This is a genomic window from Carnobacterium sp. (assembly GCF_045617425.1).
In the GTDB taxonomy this organism is placed as follows: domain Bacteria; phylum Bacillota; class Bacilli; order Lactobacillales; family Carnobacteriaceae; genus Carnobacterium_B.
In genome coordinates this window covers 101,305-116,028 of the sequence record NZ_JAZLIO010000003.1, presented here as the reverse complement: position 1 = coordinate 116,028, position 14,724 = coordinate 101,305, and the positions used below count along the sequence as shown (strand labels likewise).

At 34.2% G+C, this 14,724-nt stretch carries 17 protein-coding genes and 1 other annotated feature; of the genes, 1 reads left to right on the top strand and 16 read right to left on the bottom strand.

Going from position 1 to position 14,724, the window contains the following annotated elements; genetic code table 11:
- Nucleotides 1-5: 5 nt before the first annotated feature.
- The 14 genes from coaBC to ACKI3H_RS01065 all read right to left on the bottom strand — a co-directional run bounded on the left by coaBC (nt 6) and on the right by ACKI3H_RS01065 (nt 12,488).
- A complete protein-coding gene (coaBC, locus tag ACKI3H_RS01130; RefSeq protein WP_407370470.1) occupies nt 6-1,211 on the bottom strand; it encodes a bifunctional phosphopantothenoylcysteine decarboxylase/phosphopantothenate--cysteine ligase CoaBC in 1,206 nt (401 codons plus the stop codon).
- 188 nt (nt 1,212-1,399) lie between these two features.
- On the bottom strand, nt 1,400-1,615 hold the full coding sequence (gene rpoZ, locus ACKI3H_RS01125) for a DNA-directed RNA polymerase subunit omega (protein ID WP_350450191.1): 216 nt from the start codon (nt 1,613-1,615) through the stop codon (nt 1,400-1,402).
- Nucleotides 1,616-1,620: 5 nt separating this feature from the next.
- Nucleotides 1,621-2,235 (bottom strand): guanylate kinase, encoded by a 615-nt coding sequence (gene gmk / locus ACKI3H_RS01120; RefSeq protein ID WP_407370469.1) that lies wholly within the window; start codon nt 2,233-2,235, stop codon nt 1,621-1,623.
- 75 nt (nt 2,236-2,310) lie between these two features.
- Nucleotides 2,311-2,526, bottom strand: coding sequence for a YdbC family protein (locus ACKI3H_RS01115; RefSeq protein WP_013710604.1), 216 nt, complete (start codon nt 2,524-2,526; stop codon nt 2,311-2,313).
- Nucleotides 2,527-2,746: 220 nt separating this feature from the next.
- On the bottom strand, nt 2,747-3,373 hold the full coding sequence (locus ACKI3H_RS01110) for a V-type ATP synthase subunit D (protein WP_407370468.1): 627 nt from the start codon (nt 3,371-3,373) through the stop codon (nt 2,747-2,749).
- A 6-nt stretch (nt 3,374-3,379) separates the two neighbouring features.
- Nucleotides 3,380-4,756 (bottom strand): V-type ATP synthase subunit B, encoded by a 1,377-nt coding sequence (locus ACKI3H_RS01105; protein ID WP_407370467.1) that lies wholly within the window; start codon nt 4,754-4,756, stop codon nt 3,380-3,382.
- Complete coding sequence (locus tag ACKI3H_RS01100) at nt 4,757-6,532, bottom strand: V-type ATP synthase subunit A (protein WP_407370466.1); 1,776 nt, start codon at nt 6,530-6,532, stop codon at nt 4,757-4,759.
- Between the two features lie 12 nt (nt 6,533-6,544).
- On the bottom strand, nt 6,545-6,856 hold the full coding sequence (locus ACKI3H_RS01095) for a V-type ATP synthase subunit F (RefSeq protein WP_013710600.1): 312 nt from the start codon (nt 6,854-6,856) through the stop codon (nt 6,545-6,547).
- The gene (locus ACKI3H_RS01090; RefSeq protein WP_407370465.1) at nt 6,846-7,850 is read right to left on the bottom strand and encodes a V-type ATP synthase subunit C; all 1,005 of its coding nucleotides are present in this window, start codon (nt 7,848-7,850) and stop codon (nt 6,846-6,848) included. Before ACKI3H_RS01090 ends, ACKI3H_RS01095 begins: the two co-directional genes overlap by 11 nt.
- A 15-nt stretch (nt 7,851-7,865) precedes the next feature.
- The gene (locus ACKI3H_RS01085) at nt 7,866-8,447 is read right to left on the bottom strand and encodes an ATPase (RefSeq protein ID WP_407370464.1); all 582 of its coding nucleotides are present in this window, start codon (nt 8,445-8,447) and stop codon (nt 7,866-7,868) included.
- Between the two features lie 49 nt (nt 8,448-8,496).
- The gene (locus ACKI3H_RS01080) at nt 8,497-8,973 is read right to left on the bottom strand and encodes a V-type ATP synthase subunit K (protein ID WP_407370463.1); all 477 of its coding nucleotides are present in this window, start codon (nt 8,971-8,973) and stop codon (nt 8,497-8,499) included.
- A gap of 29 nt (nt 8,974-9,002) precedes the next feature.
- Nucleotides 9,003-10,964: a V-type ATP synthase subunit I gene (locus ACKI3H_RS01075; RefSeq protein ID WP_407370462.1), complete on the bottom strand. Its 1,962-nt coding sequence runs from the start codon at nt 10,962-10,964 to the stop codon at nt 9,003-9,005.
- On the bottom strand, nt 10,951-11,277 hold the full coding sequence (locus ACKI3H_RS01070; RefSeq protein ID WP_407370461.1) for a hypothetical protein: 327 nt from the start codon (nt 11,275-11,277) through the stop codon (nt 10,951-10,953). Before ACKI3H_RS01070 ends, ACKI3H_RS01075 begins: the two co-directional genes overlap by 14 nt.
- 46 nt (nt 11,278-11,323) lie before the next feature.
- Nucleotides 11,324-11,371 (bottom strand) — a sequence feature (sodium ion sensor (DUF1646 type); this cis-regulatory element may regulate processes involved in with the transportation of sodium ions).
- A gap of 247 nt (nt 11,372-11,618) precedes the next feature.
- Nucleotides 11,619-12,488 (bottom strand): DegV family protein, encoded by an 870-nt coding sequence (locus ACKI3H_RS01065; RefSeq protein ID WP_407370460.1) that lies wholly within the window; start codon nt 12,486-12,488, stop codon nt 11,619-11,621.
- Between the two features lie 156 nt (nt 12,489-12,644).
- On the opposite strand from ACKI3H_RS01065, the gene ACKI3H_RS01060 reads away from it, so the two are divergent.
- Nucleotides 12,645-12,971: a hypothetical protein gene (locus tag ACKI3H_RS01060; protein ID WP_407370459.1), complete on the top strand. Its 327-nt coding sequence runs from the start codon at nt 12,645-12,647 to the stop codon at nt 12,969-12,971.
- Nucleotides 12,972-13,106: 135 nt separating this feature from the next.
- Here ACKI3H_RS01060 and ACKI3H_RS01055 read toward each other — a convergent pair whose 3' ends face one another.
- Together ACKI3H_RS01055 and ACKI3H_RS01050 are read right to left on the bottom strand one after the other, a co-directional pair.
- On the bottom strand, nt 13,107-13,775 hold the full coding sequence (locus ACKI3H_RS01055; RefSeq protein WP_350467082.1) for an ABC transporter permease: 669 nt from the start codon (nt 13,773-13,775) through the stop codon (nt 13,107-13,109).
- Between the two features lie 2 nt (nt 13,776-13,777).
- Nucleotides 13,778-14,722: an osmoprotectant ABC transporter substrate-binding protein gene (locus tag ACKI3H_RS01050; protein WP_407370458.1), complete on the bottom strand. Its 945-nt coding sequence runs from the start codon at nt 14,720-14,722 to the stop codon at nt 13,778-13,780.
- Nucleotides 14,723-14,724: the final 2 nt, after the last annotated feature.

Here is a 14,724-nt window from a genome sequence, read left to right as displayed (position 1 = left end):
CACCTTTATTTTTTCATTTTAGTAAGAGCAACACCTAAAATTTCTTCTGCTATGGCTTGCTTACTATTTACTTTTAATTCTATTGGCTGTTCATCTGTCATAAAAATAGTTACTTCATTTGTGTCTTTATTAAATCCTGCATAGGGTTTAGACACATCATTGGCTACGATCATATCTGCATTTTTCTTTTTTAATTTACCTTGAGCATACTCTTCAATATTGTGCGTTTCAGCAGCAAACCCAATTAAAAATTGGTCATTTTTCTGACTCCCTAAAGTAGCTAGTATGTCTGTATTTTTGACCAATGTCAGTGTCATTTCTTGTTCACTTTTCTTGATTTTTTTATTCGCAACATGATCTGGACGGTAGTCAGACACTGCTGCCGCCATAATAACGATTGCTGCCTCTTTAAATTCAGCATTTATCGCTTGATGCATTTGTTCAGCAGTCTCAACAGACACTATCTCTACCCCATAAGGTGCCTTTAGTGTCTTGGAAGTAGAGATCAAAAAAACTTCTGCTCCTAGATCACGAGCAGCACGAGCTAAACTGTATCCCATTTTACCTGAAGAATCATTTGTAATATATCGAACAGGGTCGATTCTCTCTTTAGTTCCACCAGCTGTTATCACAACTTTTTTATTTTTCAACGGTAAATGAGCTTCTTTTTTAATTAAAAAATCTTGAATGGTTTCAATAATCTTTTCTGGTTCAGGAAAACGCCCTTTTCCCTCGTATCCTTCAGCTAGAAAACCTGTGTCTGGTTCCATGATAAAATGTCCATCGTTTTCTAACAATTGAAAATTTCTTATCGTTGCTGCATTTTCAAGCATATGCTCATTCATAGCAGGTACAATAAAAACAGGTGCTGTGGTAGCCAATAATGCAGTAGTCACAAAGTTGTCTCCAATGCCATGTGCTATTTTCGCTAACGTATTAGCTGTTGCCGGAGCAATTACGGCTAAATCTGACCAGTCCGCCAAATGAATATGACTGACTTTGTCACCCTCACGCTCATCAAATGTATCTGTATATACATGGTGCTTGCTCAAAATTTGAAACGTTAAAGGGGTAACAAATTCTGTTGCAGATTCTGTCATTGCTACTTTAACAATAGCTCCTGCTTTTATTAAACGTCTCACCAAATCACAAGCCTTATAAACCGCAATACCCCCGGTAATATATACAACAACTTTTTTTCCTTTTAACAACTGGCATTCCTCCTGACAAAACCTTGAAAGTAATGTTGCTTCTCTTTCCTATTTTACTAGAAATAAAAGCATTTGTCTTAACTATCAGCCAATTCTTAGTATTAACGCATTCTGGTTTGGATTATTTCAAAATAAAAGTGCTTCAAAGTAAGAAAATCATTACTTTGAAGCACTTTTTGTTGTGTGTCTTATTCTTCTGGGCCAACTGTTACTGGATCAATCACTAAATCGCCATTATTAATTTCTTCTAATGCGCGTCCAACATTTTTATGTGAACGATAGTTTTCTAACATCGGCATTGAACCTTCATCCAGTTCGTGTGCACGTTTGCTTGCTAATGTAACTAAAGAATATTTAGATTCAATTTTTTCTAATAAGCTATCAATAGATGGTTCTAACATCATAATTTTTACAACTCCTCGATCATCTTTTTATAACGCTGTATAACGCGTGAAACTTTTAAGTGTTCACTTTCAATGATTTGTTTGATTTTTCTAACAGCATTTTCAACTTTATCGTTTTCAACCGCATAATCATAATAACGCATTAAATCAATTTCTTCAATTGCTTTCGTCATGCGCTGCTCGATTATAGCCATTTCATCTGTTCCACGACCAATAATACGTGATTTTAATTCTTTTAAATCTGGCGGTGTTAAAAAAATAAATATTCCTTCAGGCATTTTTTCGCGAACTTGAAGAGCTCCTTGAACTTCAATTTCTAAAAATACGTCTTTACCGCTCTGTAGCGTTTTTTCAACATATTCAAGAGGAGTTCCATAATAGTTTCCTACATATTCAGCATATTCCAATAATCCTCCACTTTCAATCAAAGCTTCAAATTCTTTTTTTGTTCTGAAAAAGTAATCTATTCCATCTCGTTCTCCTGCTCTTTGCTTTCGAGTTGTCATTGAAATTGAATAATCAAAATCATTATCGCCGCTCTCAAATATTGCCTGTCTTACTGTCCCTTTTCCTACCCCAGATGGTCCAGAAAGAACAATTAAAAGTCCACGTTCAGTCATGTCAAAATCCTTCCTATCATCAAAATGTTCAACTATTCGTTGCCTATTATCAAAATCTAACAAATTCCAACTTGTTTAAGTAGTTAAAAACTGTTTAAGAGTATCCATTTCTTCATTTGTGAATGTAAGACCTTTTCCCATCTTATCGTGGTCAGGACTCCACTCACGAATATCAAATTTAGGAGGATTTCCGTTCCAACAAACTAAATTTAATTCTTTGCGCCATCCTTTAGCATTTTCAGAAAGTACGGCTAATTCTTCAACAATCTCAAAAGAAAATTTTTGATCCATTTATAAACACCTCAACAATCTTTAGCTACTTCTAAATTTTATCTGTTAAAGATAACTTATTCTCCAGTTTAGCATAAAATGCTATTTTCTTATAGCTTTTTATTTGCAGAATGGGGTTTTTTCGTACTCATTCCCAATTTTTGAGTATACCAATCTATTTTTGGGACTAAAAAATAAACGTTAGACCAAGGATAGTATCCTTGATCTAACGTTTGCTCTCTTAACCCATGTCTTTAACTTTCATCAAGCGCGTAATTGCTGCTCGTTCACTTTCATCTAATTTCATTTGAATAAAATAGATGGTTTCTTCGTAACGAGGAATCGTCATGTATTCAAGAGCATTTACTCGACGACGTGTTTTTTCTATTTCATTTGCCATCAACTGACAAGTTTTTTCTATTTCAGATAACTCTAGCAGTTGTGTCATAACATCAGCCATTTGTTCAATTGACGTATCCAACTCACTATTAGAGTTAAGATAACCATAAATCAATTCATTAGAATCGTCATCATCGTCATAATTGAAATTCATTACTGGAACTTTAACACTCATAATGTTTTTCTCATACAAGTCAAGACTTACACTGCGAGGTGGAATAGCCACTAATTCTTCAATAAATTTTTCGTTCAATAAAGCTTTTGCCATAACAAAAGACTGCATAGCTTTTGTTAATTTTGTTTCAACTTCAGCACGCAATTCATTATTTTTACGGATAAGCAGGATAAATTGTCTCATAAGTTCATCTTGCTTATCTTTTAATAATTTATGTCCACGGTTTGCTGTACTTAATTTTCCTTTTAGTGACGCTAATTCCATCCTTGTCGGATTTACATTTAATTTCACCATTTAGACTTACTCCCCTTTCGGCAGGTATTCGTCTAACATATCGTCTTTAATACGTTTCAATTCAGTTCTTGGTAGAATAGATAACAATTCCCATCCTAGATCCAATGTTTCCTCAATTGTACGATTTGTGTAGTTTCCTTGGTTTACATATTCTTTTTCAAAACGATTTGCAAATTCTGCAAACATTTTATCCTCTGCTGATAATGCAGAATCCCCTAAAACAACTGCTAACTCTTTAGCTTGTTTTCCTTGAGCATAAGCAGCAAACAGTTGGTTCATTGTTGCCGCATGATCTTTTCTTGTTTTACCTTCTCCAGTTCCTTTGTCCTTTAGACGAGATAAAGATGGCAATACATCAATAGGAGGTTGAACACCACTATTGTAAAGATCACGTGATAAAATCAATTGTCCTTCCGTGATATAACCTGTTAAATCCGGAATAGGGTGAGTTTTATCATCTTCCGGCATCGTTAGGATAGGAATTTGTGTTACAGACCCTTTTCCACCTACTAAACGACCAGCGCGTTCATATAAGGTAGCCAAGTTTGTATAAAGATAACCAGGATATCCACGACGACCTGGAACTTCGCGTCTGGCAGCTGAGATTTCTCGTAATGCTTCACAGTAGTTTGTCATATCGGTCATGATAACCAATACATGCATGTCTTTTTCATATGCCAAATATTCAGCTGCAGTTAGAGCCATTTTTGGTGTTGCAATACGTTCAATAGCTGGATCATCTGCTAAGTTGATAAACATGACAGAACGGTCAATTGCTCCAGTTTTCCGGAAATCTTCCATAAAAAACTCAGCTTCTTCAAAAGTAATTCCGATTGCTGCAAAGACAACAGCAAACTTCTCATCTGAATTTTTAACAGTTGCTTGTCTAGCAATTTGCGCAGCTAATTCTTTGTGCGGTAGACCAGAACCTGAAAATACAGGCAATTTTTGTCCACGAACCAGTGTATTCAAATGATCAATAGAAGAGATACCCGTTTGAATAAATTCATCGGGATAGTCACGTGCCATTGGATTGATTGCTTCACCATTGATGTCTAATGTTTTTTCAGGAATCAAATCAGGACCGTTATCGTTAACACGTCCCATCCCATCAAATACTCGTCCAACCATATCTTCTGAAACATCTAAAGATAATGGTCTTCCTAAGAAACGCACCTTTGTGTCTTGCAGATTAATTCCGCTTGACCCTTCGAAAATTTGAACCATAGCTTTATCGCCATCAATTTCAAGAACTTGTCCACGTCTCTTTTCACCGTTTTGCATCTGAATTTCAACTAACTCATCGAATTTAACACCTTCTACGCCTTCAACGGCCATTAAGGGTCCAACAACTTCATTTATCGTACGATATTCTTTAAGCATCTATTCCATACCTCCTTTTGAAACAACATCATGAATCGCTGTTTTGATATCAGTTCTTAATTCTCCAAATTTGCTAATTTGTTCTTCCGGAAAATATTTAGACTTAGCAATTTGTTCACGAGCTGCTACAGTACCCTTCATAATTTCAGCAAAGTATGCACCAAGTTCCATTCCAGCTCTTGATTCATCCTCAAAGCTTAGAATAGTAGCTAGCATTTCGTATTGTTTTTCTCTTGATGTGTATGTATCTACATCATCAAAAGCATTTTGTTGCAGAAAATCTTCACGAATCATTTTAGCTGTTTCTAATTTTAAGCGGTCTTTTTCTGATAAAGAATCAACTCCGACTAGACGCACGATTTCTTCTAACTCGGATTCATCTTGTAATAAAGCCTTTGTTCTTGTAACCATTCCTGCCCAATCTTTATCTAAAATCTTTCCGACATACGCATTTAGCTCATTTGAGTACAGCGAATAAGAAGTCAACCAATCAATTGATGGGAAATGACGTTTTTGAGCTAATAAGTTGTCCAAACTCCAAAAGACCTTAACTACACGTAATGTATTTTGAGTTACCGGCTCAGATGTGTCTCCTCCAGGAGGGGATACTGCTCCAATAGCTGTTATACTACCTTCTCTGCCTTCAGACCCTAAAGTGATTACTTTACCTGCGCGTTCGTAGTATTCCGCGATACGACTACCTAAATAAGCTGGGTAACCTTCATCTCCGGGCATTTCTTCTAAACGACCAGACATTTCACGCAAAGCTTCAGCCCAACGTGAAGTAGAATCCGCCATGATAGCTACACTGTAACCCATATCACGGAAATATTCCGCAATCGTGATACCCGTATAAATTGACGCTTCACGTGCAGCAACCGGCATATTTGATGTATTAGCAATCAAAATCGTTCTTTCCATAATCGATTCACCAGTGTTTGGATCAATCAGTTCAGGGAATTCATTGATTACGTCCGTCATTTCATTTCCACGTTCACCACAACCTACGTATACAACTAAATCAACGTCTGCCCATTTTGCAATTTGGTGTTGAACAACTGTTTTACCTGCCCCAAAGGGACCTGGTACAGCTGCTGATCCACCTTTAGCAACTGGGAACAATGTATCAATAACTCGTTGCCCTGTTACCATTGGTTCAACTGGGTTTAATTTTTTAGCTGTTGGACGACCATGTCGAACAGGCCATTTTTGCATCATCGTAAATTCTTTTACACCATCAGCCGTTTCGATACTATAAATAGTCTCATTGATATCAAATTGACCTTGTTCGATTGTTTTTATTGTTCCCTCTACACCATGTGGAACCATAATTTTATGAGAGATAACTTTCGTTTCCGGAACAGAACCAACAATATCTCCTGTAGAAACTCTTTGTCCAACTTCAACAGCTGGTGTGAATTCCCATTTTTTTTCACGATCTAAAGCTTTGATATTTACTCCTCTAACCAAGAAGTTACTTTCTGTTTTCTCCATAAATTTATCTAATGGACGTTGTATTCCATCAAACATTTGTGCAATCATTCCTGGTGCTAATTCAACAGATAATGCATCTCCTGTCGTTTCAACTGGTTCTCCGGGTCCAATCATGGATGTTTCTTCATATACTTGTATCGAAGCTATATTTCCACGCATTTCAATAATTTCGCCTATTAAGCCCAACTTTCCGACTTTACAAATATCTTGAATATTTGCTTCTTCCATCCCTTCAGCTGTAACTAAAGGGCCGGAAACACTAACAATTTTCCCTGTTTTCAAACTTGTAACCTCCTATAAAATATTCTGTCCAACCGCTTTTTCAACATTCTCTTGGATACGATTTTTCCCGATATCTAATGATCCCATATGATTAGGAATCAATATAATAGCTGGTGAAATCTCTTCATCGTATCGTTTTATGGTATCCGGAATCAATTTACCTAATGGTTCCGTTAAATAAATAATGCCATAATTTTCTGTTGCTAATCGATCAATCGTTTTTCTGGCTTCTTTAGCCTCAGATGCGAAAAAAACGTCAAAACCTAACATTTTAAATGGTAAAATAGAATCTTTATCTCCTACTACACCAATTTTATGAGCCATAGTTCATTCGCATCCTTTCTCTGATAGCTGAAATTGGAAGATTATTTTCTTTACCAACTAGAATAAGTCTTAAATTTTTCACTTCATTCTCTTTAGCGTAAAGATAAGCAATCATCGGTAATGGGCCAAAAACTTCAAGTTTAGCATCTTTTATACGATTGATAAAAGCATTATCTGTTTCTAAGTCTATTTTTTCTGGTGATAACTCTTTTGTTTCATCATCAATTGACGCTAGTATAATGTTTTTGTATTTAGTTTCTGCAAGTTTTTTACCAGCATTGACTAAATTATCTGCCCCAATTTGAACGAGTTGATCTTTAGGTATTGTCCCAGAACTAGATAGAATAGTTGTTAAAAAATTACGCGTTCTTTTTTGACGAATAGCTCTTGTTAAAGTGGATAGATTATTCATATCAATATAAAAAGTTACTAAGTCTAAAATTTTTGTATCATTCATTTGTTCAGCAATATGTCTTAAATGAGTGAAGAACCGACGATCCAGAATAATATCTACGGCTTGACTATTTTTATATTCTTCATATGACTCAGATGCCTCTAATATACTGATTAAATAATCTTCATCTAAATCACTTGATTTTTTTGTATCAACTGCCTGTCTCAATGCTGATATAGGATCCTTACCAATATTTATAAGCAATGAATCAAAATCTTTTTTAGTACCCTTTTCTTTTAACAAAACTTTTAGATTATGATAAGAGTAGCGCAATGAAAATAGTTCAATTAAATCATGATTAGGAGTTAATTGAAATAAATCAGTATAGACAGATTGCAACTCATTCATCAATAGCGTATCGTAATTTTTAGTCTCCTTTAAATCTTCAACATCATTCCGATAAGGAGTATCTTTTAAAACGTTTACCGCTTCTTCAAAATTACTTGCTTGTAACATCCGTTCATATTGATCATTTCTAAGGAGACTACTTTCATATACACGAATGCGTGTATTTGCGCCAACAAAGTCTGTTGATTTCATTTTTTCCTCTCCTTTTTAATCAAATAATTGTTTTGAAACTGATGAAACAAGTTGACCCTTGATATCTTTGACTAGTTCATCAAACAAATAATTGTATTGTATTCCGCTCTTTTTAAGAATAAATCCATTCTTTTTAGAAATAGTTTCAGCAGATAACTGAACATTTACTACTTCTTTAGCTATTTTATCGATCCAGTCGTTTGTTACCTTATTGACTGACTCTTGCCCTACAATCAATTCAATCGAGTCACTGTCTTTATGTTGTTTTAAAACAGACAATAAAAACTGTTGGAATTCTAATTCTGTCCATTGATTCATTTGTTCTTCAGCCTCATTAAAAACGACTGTTAATACTTTTTGTTTTTCAGAAAGCAATTGATTTCGCTTGTTAATCTGTAACGTATGTTTATCTTGTTCAAATTTTCTTGCCAAACGTGAGTCAATTAAACTGATTTGTTTTGCCTTTTCTTCAGCTAAGTTTTTAGCTGATTCCGCAAGCAATTGTTCTTTCTCAGCTTCGGCTTCGTTTATTTTATCTTGTACTTCAGTTTTCTTGTTTTCTATCAAACGATCTGTTAATAGTTTTAAGTCTGACATTTTTACGCCTCCATTCTTTCTTTTTTCACTATAAATGGACTAGTTTTTATTAAGCGTTAAATATCATTAAGAATGAAATAACAAAACCTAAAATTGCATACGTTTCAACCATCGCTGCGTATACGATCCCTTTAGTAGCATGCTCTGGTCTTTTAGCTAAGATTTGAATACCTGCAGCAGCAACACGTCCTTGAGCTATACCAGAAGTTAATCCAGTGAAAGCAATTGGCAATGAAGCCATAAACATGTACATACCTTCACCTAAACTCGTATCCATACCTGTATTCAAATAGATTAAGAAGGCAATAACAAAACCATATAACCCTTGCGTACCTGGTAATAGCATTAAGATTAAAGATTGTCCGAATTTTTCTGGTTGTTCAGTTGTTAAAGCTGCTGCTGCTTCACCAGCGATACCAACACCTTTAGCTGAACCTGTTCCTGCAAATAATGTAGCAAAAGCAACACCTAAAGCTGCAAATACTATTCCACCGTTTTCACTAAAAAAAGTTACCCAATTTTCCATTATAAAATTCCTCCATTACTATCATTTTTTTATTTGTTTGTTCTATCTTTTAAATAAATATGTTTTTCAAAAGTTTTAAAAGGATTTAAGGCTTTTCCTCCGCCTTCGTAAAATTTACCGAAAAACTCAACGTATTGAAGTCTTATTGTATGGATATACGCGCTTAAATAGGTCAAGAAGATATTTAATGCATGTAACACAATAAATAGTAACGCACCAATCGTAAATTTCATTACTGGTGGAAAAATATCTACAATAGAATTAAAAGCAACTGCGATACTCCCACCGGAAACGCCTAAAGCCATTAAACGTGTGTAACTGACTATATCTCCAACATAATTTGTTGCGCCATAAATATTGTAAAGACCTAATCCAAATCCTAAAGCTTTATTATCAGAAGCCAACATAGTCACTAAAATAATTCCTATGACGTTAGCAATGATGACAACTATAGAAATGGTTTGAACAAGATCATTGTTCCAAAAAGTCATGTTAATGACTACAACAGCTATACCTATTAAGATAAGAGCCCAAGCCGTTCCATCAATATAACTAGATGCCCTTTGCTGTTTACGCCATTTTATACCCCCATTTAAAATCAATCCATAAATCAATTGGATAAATCCAAATACTACAGATAAAATTAAAATGGTGATGACATCATTCGTAATTGACAACAACTGGAATGGGAGGGTGTACCCAAAGAAACTTCCATAAATAACTCCCCAAATGATGACTGAATAAGATAAATAGTGAAAGAGTTGGATAAAATTTTTCATTCCCTTATCAAACTTGAACACTTTAGATCCAACCAAAGTCGCTAACCAAAGCAACACTCCATACCCTAAATCCGCACTCATCATTCCAAAAAAGACAAAGTAAAAAGGCATCATTAATGGCGTAGGATCTACATCATCGTACTTAGGCATACTATACATTTCTGTAATGCTTTCAAAAGGTTTAACCAGTTTATGGTTCTTTAAAACAACTGGAACTTTACCGTAATCCTTAAATTTAATCTCATCTGCAATAACGACATAACTTTCTTTTCCAACATGTTCATCTAACAGACTCGTTAATTCCGGAATTTTTTCTTCTTCAAGCCAACCAGTTAAAATAAAAAGATCACTACCATTTAATAAAAGATCTTTTCCAACTTCTCTTTCAACTAGATTGTAGTAATATTCCTCACCTAATTGTAATTCTCTTGTTTTTTCTTTGAATGTCTTTATTGTATTTTTTAATTTATTTTCTTCTTTTTGCAGATCTTCAATTTCTTTAAGCGTTATCTTCAACTCATCGGTGGGTTTCAGATCATATGGATAAACCAATTTTGATAATTGGAATTGATCAAAAACTTCGTCCAATCGAGAGTTCAATTTTGATGGAATCAAAATCAGATAAGAAGCTTCGTCTTTGTAATGAAATATTTTTTCTAAATAGCTATTTTCTATCGATTCAACATTTTCTTCGAAACTTTCTACATTGTTAGAAGCTATACTTCCAACTGTTCCAGACATCAATTGAAATGATTTCAAATCATTAGGATTGAAATCCATATTCTGCCATTTCCGAAGAAAGTCTTCTTTTTCTCCGAGATTTTTTTTACTCTGATCAAGTTCAACTAGCCTTTTTTCAATGTCACCTAGTTCAACGATTACTTGGTCTAAATCGGAATGAAGAACATGCTTTTCAAGTTCTTCGAGAGTATACTCTTCACGACCCTTTTTCAGCTTTTCAATCATACCTGGTTGAGAAATATGTTGGTTCAAAAAGCTTAAAGCAGCTTGACTTTCTTTTAGTTTTTCTTCATATTCAACACGTTTCTGAGGTTTTGTATTTGTTGAATAATAATCAAGAAATTCTGATTCTTCTAAAGTAGACAATTCAACCAGTTCAAGTTTTTGCAATTCTTGAACTGCTCTTAATAAAGAATCTTTATTTTCTTGTTCACCTAAAAGTGTCATTTGTTTCATTTTAGCTATTGCCATAGTGAGTGCTTACCTCCTTTACAATATGATCAACAACACTGTTTTGCTTATCTTCTACTGATTTAAGCATTGCTTTTATTTCAATAGATAATTCTTGATCAACTGTTTGCTTTTCTTTTGCTAAACGATCACGATACAGATCTTGTTGTTTAGTTTCATAATCATGTAGTTCTTGTTGCATTTTGTGATCATTTTGTTGAATACTTTGTTTAATGGACTGACTAATTTCTTGTACTTTTTTTTCTCCATTAATTTCTACTTGTCGGGCTCTTTCTTCTGCTTCTTTAACGTATTCAATTGCTTCTAAGCTCATTCATACACCTCCTTAAAATACAAAAAAAGGCATCACTTAAGAACTATTCTTCTCACCCCTTGAAGAATTCATCCTTGAAAGCAAATGCCCAACCTTTTTTTATTTAACTAAGTATATTTTAACATCTTTCTCTCTCATTGTCAATCATAAACTCTTGATAATCAACGTTTTAAAGCGCTTTTCGATATATTTTTTTTACCGTTGATTCTAAATTTATTATTATTATATGAAGAGATCTAACAAAAAAATACTCAGATGAACAAAAAAAGTAATAGGTATTCTTACTAGTATATCGGCATTTTATCTTTTCTTATTAAGACTTCTTCAAATATAAATAGTGCTTATTTTCTTACATTACCAAAAGAAAATAACGCCACTGATCCAAATCCTGTGTGAGCAGCGATGGTAGGTCCATAAGGGTATACTTGTACATCTTTTACCTTGATTTTCGATTCAATTTCTTGTTTGATCCATTCAGCTTCTTCGGGAACACCAACATGTCCAATAAAAACGGTTTGATTTTCCGGTTCTATCATACCTTCAACTGTTTTATTGATTAAATAATGCAATGATTTTCTTCTTCCTCGCACTTTAGCAGTGGGTACCAAACCACCTTTTTCATTCATTATGATAATCGGCTTAACATTTAAAACACTTCCAAGTGTTGCAGAAACTGAAGATATTCTCCCACTACGTTCAAGATGTCTGATATCATCAACGGTTACCCATGAATGAAGTTTCATTTTATATTCTTCTAGCCAATCCACTACTTCTTCTAACGATTGACCTTCTTTTTTTCGATGTACTGCTTCATACACTAAAAGACCTTCTCCTAAACAAGCAGCTTTAGAATCTACAATTATTATATTCACTTGGTTATATTCTTCTTTCAACATCTCTACAGCTGTTACAGCATTATTGTAAGATCCACTTAATGCGGACGAAAGTCCTAGAAATAGAACAGGTTGTCCTTTATCAACATATTTTTTAAATACTTCTAAAAATGTGCCAATATTAACTTGAGAACTTGTTGCCATTGCACCATTTTTTAATGCTTCAAAGAAGGCGTTACGGTCAAAAGTTTCCCCCATATCATCTAAATAATCTTTCCCATCCATATTGATCATTAAATTGATAATTTCAATGTCATTATTTTTTATAAAATCTAATGGCAAATCGCAGCATGAATCTGCAATAATTTTATAATCCATTGTTCAAACCCCTTTTTCAGAACTCTATATATACTTATTTCATTATGCCATTTTTTCATAAAAATAGAAACTTTTTAAAAAATAATTAAACAGCTTGCTTTGTTGAACGTTTGTTCGTATAATAAAATTATCAAACAAACGTTCGGAGGAATAAAGATGAAAAAAAATACTTTAGAAGAATCTGTTCATCCCTTTGCCTTTTTACAAAAAAAATTTTTTTTACCTAATTCAACTAATGAATTAGAATTTTTGCCTCAAATGCCTGAAGCACAAATTATTCTTTTCTTAAATCAAGCTTTTACTAAAAAGAAGAAAATAATTTTACAGATTAATCAACAAAAAAACCAATCTAACATAACCGAAGCTACTGGTTTTATTAGGTACACGCCTTTTAAAAGACCTCAAATCGTCTTAGAAAACACTCTTCTTCATATGACTTACCTTATCCACCCAAGTGACATAAGACATATTCGTTTACCTTAAACTAATCGGTACTTACTTCTTTTAGTTATTGAACAATACTAAAAAGCTCTCCAAATGACGATTAGATATGCAACTATCTAATGCGCTCAAATGGAAAGCTTTTTTATATTGAACTGATTTTATACGTTTTGATTATTACGATAATATTTTTTTGTTTTTTGTTGGATCTAATTTTTTCTCAATCCAACCTAACAGTAAATCACTGATAACTGCCATGAAAGCTGTAGGAATAGCACCTGCAAGAATAATAGCACCACCATCAGTTACATTGACTCCCCTAGTAATGATATCGCCTAAACCACCGGCTCCTATAAAGGTTCCTATTGCGGTTACTCCAATACCTACAACCATAGCATTACGAATCCCTGCCATAATAATTGATAAAGCTAATGGAAGTTCAACCATATAAGTTAGTTGCCATCTTGTCATACCCATTCCTTTACCAGAATCTAAAATATTTTTGTCTACGCTTTGAACTCCAGCGTAAGTATTTTTAATAATCGGCAATAAAGAGTATAAGAATACTGTAGAGATAACGGTATTAACACCTAACCCCAATCCTAACATTAGAATAGACAACATGGCTAAAGAAGGAATTGTTTGGATCACATTAGCGGCTCCTATAACCCAATCAGCTAACTTTCCATGCCTAGAAATCCAGAAACCGAGAGGGATTCCTACAATCGCTGCAAATAACACCCCATAAATTGAAATTAAGAAGTGACGAAAAAATTGACTCCAAATGTAAAGGCCATTTTCTGAGAAATAATAAAGTAATTGTTCCCATAAATTCATGTCTGCCATCATTATTGTTCGCCTCCTTCTTCATTTACTTCAACCGATTCAAAATAATTATTTTCTTTCAAAAAATCGTCCGCTACAACCTTAGGTTCGATTAAATTGTTATCTGAAATATAGTTTAATTCTTGCATTTTTTCATCCGATATTGTATTTTTCAACTTCGTTAATACTTCATTTAATTCAGGGTACGCTTCTAAAACTTCAAAAGTTGCAACCGGACTTGCATCATATGGCGGGAATAGTCGTTTGTCATCTTCCAACACCACTAAGTCATAACTCTTAATACGACCATCTGTTGAATAACCTAGTACAACATCCATTTCACCAGCTTGTAAGGCATTATAAACTAGACCAATTTGCATTGGATAGACACGGTTAAAATCAAAACCATAAGTCTCTAGAAACGCATCATAGCCATCTCCTTCACGTTGGATCCAAGAGGTATCTACTCCAGCATCAAGTTCACCAGCAATGTCTTCCAAATCACTAATCGTAACTAAATCATATTGATCTGCCAGTTCTTGTGTCACCATAAAGGCATAGGTATTAGCAAATCCGTATGTCGGAAACCATTTTTGATCAAACTCAGCCGCAAATCCCTCTACAACTAATTCCAGCGCTATTTCAGGATCCGTAATTGGATCTTGTCCTAACTCACCAGTTAACGAAGTTCCAGTATATTTTATTGCAGATACATTCGCATCTTCACCAATTAGAGCTTGATGATTTAGGGAAGAGGAACCTAGATTATTAACAATTTGAGCGTCTATATCAATGTAATGCTCAACCATACCTTCAACAATATAACCCATAATCTGTTGTTCTGTGGTTGAACCACCTGTGATGGTGATACCTTCTTCATTAAATCCGCTGCCTAGTCCAGGCAATGAACAACTGCTTAATAGTATTGCTGCTAAAAAAAGGGCAGCAATTTTTTGAATCTTCTTCATAG